A 4766-nucleotide genomic window follows, 5' to 3' on the forward strand; every position below is an offset into this window, starting at 1 on the left:
CCACATCGGTCTCCAACATCACGACGCTGGGCACGACCTTGGCGGCGACCTGTTCGACAGAGCCCGGGGGCGCGTTGGCGGCAGGGACGCCGGGAGCCGCTCCGGATGATCTGCTGCCGCCCTGACCGACGGCAGCCTGCCGCCCGTGGTCGATCAACGACGCGACGCCGCCACCGATGCCGGCCGACACCACCGCGACCGCGACCGCCCCGACCGTCAACAGCCCTGCGCGCGAACGTTTTTGGGGACCTACCGGCGGAGGCGGCCCACCCGCGGGGAGGTGCGGGGTGTTTGCGTACGGCGGCTCGTAGGGCGGGCGGTAAGGCGGTTGCTGTCGGTAACGCCAGTCGTACTGCTGGGTGGACGTTTGCTGCGGGCCGGCACCGCCATAGCCGGGGGCACCCGGGTGACCGGCGAATGTTCCGGTCTGGGTGGGCACAGCGCCTGTCTGGGTAGGCGCGGCGCCCGTATGGGTGGGCGCAGGACCAGTCTGAGGTGGCGCAGGACGGTAACCCGGCTGCTGCGGCGGTGGCGAATACCTCGGGTGATTCGTCATGTCGCTAGGTCGCTTTTCCTTGATCGTCGGATGGGATCCACAGCTTGAATCCAACAGTGCGAATCCAACAGTAAACGCAGCTACCTTGCCCGCGTGGACTGAGAATCCACTGAGACAACGTTCGCCGCACCTGGAGAGTTTCCCCCTTTCGCGGCGGGCGTAACGTCGGGCTCCGCATCGTCCTCGACTTCGGTGTCGGGCACCACTGGGATCGGCCCGCCGGGCAACAGGACGTGGAACGATGTTCCCGGCGGTTCACCCCCCGGTACGGTGTCTTCCACGCGAAGGGCCCCACTGTGTTTCAGCACCACCTGTTTCACGATTGCCAGGCCCAGGCCGGAACCGGGCATCGCCCGGGCGGTCGCCGAGCGGAAAAACCGTTCGAAGACCAGGTCGCGTTCGTGCGGCGGAATTCCCGGACCCTGATCCGATACCAAGAGCTCGACGTGCGACGGGTCCACTTGTCGCATCGTGACGCCGACCCGCCCGCCAGGCGGGCTCCACTTCGCGGCGTTGTCCATCAGGTTCAGCACCGCACGCGACAGTCCGGCAGCGTCACCGTAGATTTGCCAAGGCACGGTCCGGACGTCGAAGTCGACGTCGTTGCGGCGCCGACGCACCCGCTCCAGGCTGCGGTCCACGATCTCGGACATGTCAACCGGCTCGTGCGCCACCTCCCCGGCCTCGTCACGGGTGAGGTCCACCAAATCGCCCACCAGAGTCGACAGTTCCTCGATCTGGGCGAGGACGTCGGCGCGCAGATCGGCCATCTCCTGTTCAGGGAGCCGCGGGGCACCCGGTTCCATCGAGGCCATCAGCAATTCGACATTGGTCCGCAGCGATGTGAGCGGCGTACGCAATTCGTGGCCGGCGTCGGTGACCAGCCGGGCCTGACGTTCTCGCGACTCGGTCAGTGCGCGCAGCATCAGGTTGAACGACTCAGTGAGCCTGGACAATTCGTCGGTGCCGTACACCGGTATCGGCCGCAGGTCGTCAGTGCGTGCCACCCGCTCGGCCGCCTCGGTCAGACGCGCCACCGGGCGCAGCCCGGCCCTGGTGACCATCCCGCCGGCCACTGCGGCGACGACGACACCCACGCCGCCGACGATCAGCAGCACCACGCGCAGTTCGGTCATGACGGCGTCGGTGCGGGCGAGGCTTTTGGAGATCAGCAGCGAGCTGCCGTTGGGCAGGTGGATGGCCAGCACCCGTTGACCGGCCGCTGTCCGCCGCGACATGAACAGCTCGCCGCGGATGACCGCCTTCTCCGGGGGCCCGACCGGCAGGGTCTGGTTCTCCTGGTGGGCGGTGTAAATCGTGCGGCCCGGATTCACCAGCATGGCATTGACGTCTGAGTAGGCCGTTCCCTCAATGGCTTTCGCGGGATCAAGCGCCAGCGAGCCGCTCGCGATCAGCAGCTGTGCCCGGCTTTGGAGCTGGTAGTCGATGTCCTTGTACAGCGCTGCGGAGATCACCGCGTACACGGCGACCGCCATCAACACGACCACCATCGCCACCATGGACATCGCCAACAACATCACTCGCCACCGCAGCGACAACGTTGAAGCGGCTCGGCGGGAGTGGCGTCGGCGGAAAGAAACCATCAGGGGGGGGTTTCACGCAGCACGTAACCCACACCGCGCACGGTGTGGATCAGCCGGGGCTCGCCGTCGGCTTCAGTCTTGCGACGCAGATACCCCACGTACACTTCCAATGCGTTGCCCGAGGTGGGAAAGTCGAATCCCCATACCTCTTCGAGGATGCGGCTGCGGGTCAGCACTCGACGCGGATTGGCGATCAGCATCTCCAAGAGTGCGAATTCGGTACGGGTGAGATTGATCTCGCGCGAGCCGCGGGTGACCTCCCGGGTACCGGGATCGAGGGTGAGGTCTGAAAACGTCATGGCCACCGATTCGGCGGTGTCGTCGCTCCGGGTGCGGCGCAGCAGAGCCCGCAGCCGCGCCAGCATCTCTTCGAGGGCGAACGGTTTGGGAAGATAGTCGTCGGCGCCGGCGTCCAGCCCGGCGACCCGCTCGGAGACGGAGTCGCGTGCGGTGAGGACCAGGATTGGCATGTCATCGCCGGTGCTGCGTAGTTGACGGCATACCTCCAGCCCATCCAGCCGGGGCATCATGACGTCGAGCACGAGAGCGTCGGGGCGATCGTTGACAATCGAGTCGAGTGCCTCGACGCCGTCGGCCGCCAGGCTGACCGAGTAGCCGTTGAACGAAAGCGATCTGCGCAACGACTCCCGCACTGCACGATCGTCGTCAACGACAAGTATTTGCACGGCCACAGTGTCGTCCAATCCCCTAAGAAAGCGCTAAGAGCCGCTGCTCCGCTCGGAATTACCGGACGGGCATGCGAAGCGAACTATAAACGCGAAGCGGGGGTTTTCGGGCGATCTTTGCCGGCGGCAAGCCGGTTCAGTGACGATCGAAGTCGATCAGACCGAGGCGTGCGGCCTTCAGGAGCCGGCGCGGCACCTTGTGCTGCTGACCGGCAACCGTCACGTTGACGAGTTCGGGGCGCTTGGCCTTCCACTGCGCGCGGCGGCTCCGGGTGTTCGCGCGCGACATCCTGCGCTTCGGCACAGCCATGATCGGGCCTAACTCCTTGATGGGGCTCTGTAGCGATGTCGCAAGAGCTGGATTCTCAGTCCCCTTCTCGGCGATCGGGGGACCACTTGCCTGCCACGATAGCCGGTGATCTGCTGAGGGACCAAACCTCCGCGCAACGGCGGGCGGCGTCCTTGACGTGACACCCGCGACACCGGCTAACCTACCGGTTGGTTGGTACTTTGCCGATCGCCGTCTGGGAGAGAAAGGACACCCGTGGCTTCTTCCTCTGCCGCCCCGGCCCCAGTGCGGATCGGCAATTGCTCGGGTTTCTACGGCGACCGACACTCGGCGATGCGCGAGATGCTGCTTGGTGGGGAACTGGACTACCTGACCGGCGACTATCTCGCCGAGCTGACGATGTTGATTCTGGGCCGTGACCGGATGAAGCGCCCGGAACGCGGCTACGCGAAAACCTTCTTGACGCAGCTCGAGGAGTGTTTGGGACTGGCTCATGACCGCGGCGTGGGCATTGTGACCAACGCCGGGGGTCTCAATCCCGCCGGTCTGGCGGACGCGGTCCGGGCACTGGCCGAGCGGGTGGGCATTCCGACCCGGGTCGCCCATGTCGAGGGCGACGACCTGCAACCCCGGGCCGAGCAGCTGGGGCTTGGCACACCGCTGACCGCCAACGCCTACCTGGGCGCGTGGGGCGTCGTGGACTGCCTCAACGCCGGCGCCGACGTCGTGGTCACCGGCCGGGTCACCGATGCGTCGGTAACCGTGGGCCCGGCCGCCGCACACTTCGGCTGGAGCCGCACCGACTACCACCAACTCGCCGGTGCCGTGGTCGCAGGCCACGTCATCGAATGCGGCGTACAGGCCACCGGCGGCAACTACTCCTTCTTCGCAGAAATCCCAGCGGTCCCCGGCTTACTCCACCCCGGCTTCCCGCTGGCCGAGATCCACCCTGACGGCTCGTCGGTAATCACCAAACATCCCGGCACCGGCGGCCTGGTCAGCGTCGACACCGTCACCGCACAACTGCTGTACGAGATCACCGGCGCGCGCTACGCCAACCCCGACGTCACCGCCCGCATCGACAGCATCGAGCTGTCGGCCGACGGCGCCGATCGGGTGCGGGTCAGCGGTGTTGCCGGCGAACCTCCACCGCCCAACCTCAAGGTGTCCCTCAACAGCATCGGGGGTTTCCGCAACGCGACGACCTTCGTGTTAACCGGTCTGGACATCGACGCAAAGGCTGACCTGGTGCGACGGCAGCTGGAAGCCGCGCTGACCGTCAAGCCGGCCGAGCTGGAGTGGACGCTGGCGCGTACCGACCACCCCGACGCCGACACCGAAGAAGCCGCCAGCGCACTGCTTCGCTGCGTGGTCCGCGATGCCGACCCGGCGAATGTCGGACGTCAGTTCTCTTCGGCCGCAGTCGAATTAGCGTTGGCAAGTTACCCGGGCTTCACTGTCACAGCTCCCCCCGGCGACGGTCAGGTCTACGGCGTCTACACCCCGGGCTACGTCGACGCCGCCGAAGTGCCGCACGTCGCCGTACACGCCGACGGCGCCCGCACCGACATCCCTGCCGCCACCGACACCCGCGAGCTGACGCCCGCCGATCCTGCGCCGCTGCCCAAGCC

4 protein-coding genes and 1 pseudogene are annotated in these 4766 nt (G+C 66.7%); 1 reads left to right on the plus strand and 4 read right to left on the minus strand.

Features of this window, described 5'->3' with window-relative positions:
- The 4 genes and pseudogenes from WA317_RS15895 to rpmF form a co-directional block, all read right to left on the minus strand.
- Positions 1-556: pseudogene (locus WA317_RS15895) on the minus strand (hypothetical protein); the annotation flags it as partial.
- Positions 557-636: 80 nt separating this feature from the next.
- Entirely contained in the window at positions 637-2160 is a 1524-nt protein-coding gene (locus WA317_RS15900) for an ATP-binding protein (RefSeq protein WP_425173942.1), read from the minus strand.
- Positions 2160-2846, minus strand: a complete 687-nt coding sequence (locus tag WA317_RS15905; protein WP_425173943.1) for a response regulator transcription factor — start codon at positions 2844-2846, stop codon at positions 2160-2162. The genes WA317_RS15900 and WA317_RS15905 overlap by 1 nt, the downstream gene beginning before the upstream one ends.
- Positions 2847-2982: 136 nt before the next feature.
- On the minus strand, positions 2983-3156 hold the full coding sequence (rpmF, locus tag WA317_RS15910) for a 50S ribosomal protein L32 (protein ID WP_425173944.1): 174 nt from the start codon (positions 3154-3156) through the stop codon (positions 2983-2985).
- A 264-nt stretch (positions 3157-3420) separates the two neighbouring features.
- Between rpmF and WA317_RS15915 the strand changes: the two genes are divergently transcribed.
- A partial coding sequence (locus WA317_RS15915) for an acyclic terpene utilization AtuA family protein (RefSeq protein ID WP_425173945.1) occupies positions 3421-4766 on the plus strand: 1346 nt, incomplete at its 3' end.

Origin of the sequence: Mycobacterium sp., assembly GCF_049802695.1 — a bacterium.
GTDB lineage: Bacteria > Actinomycetota > Actinomycetes > Mycobacteriales > Mycobacteriaceae > Mycobacterium.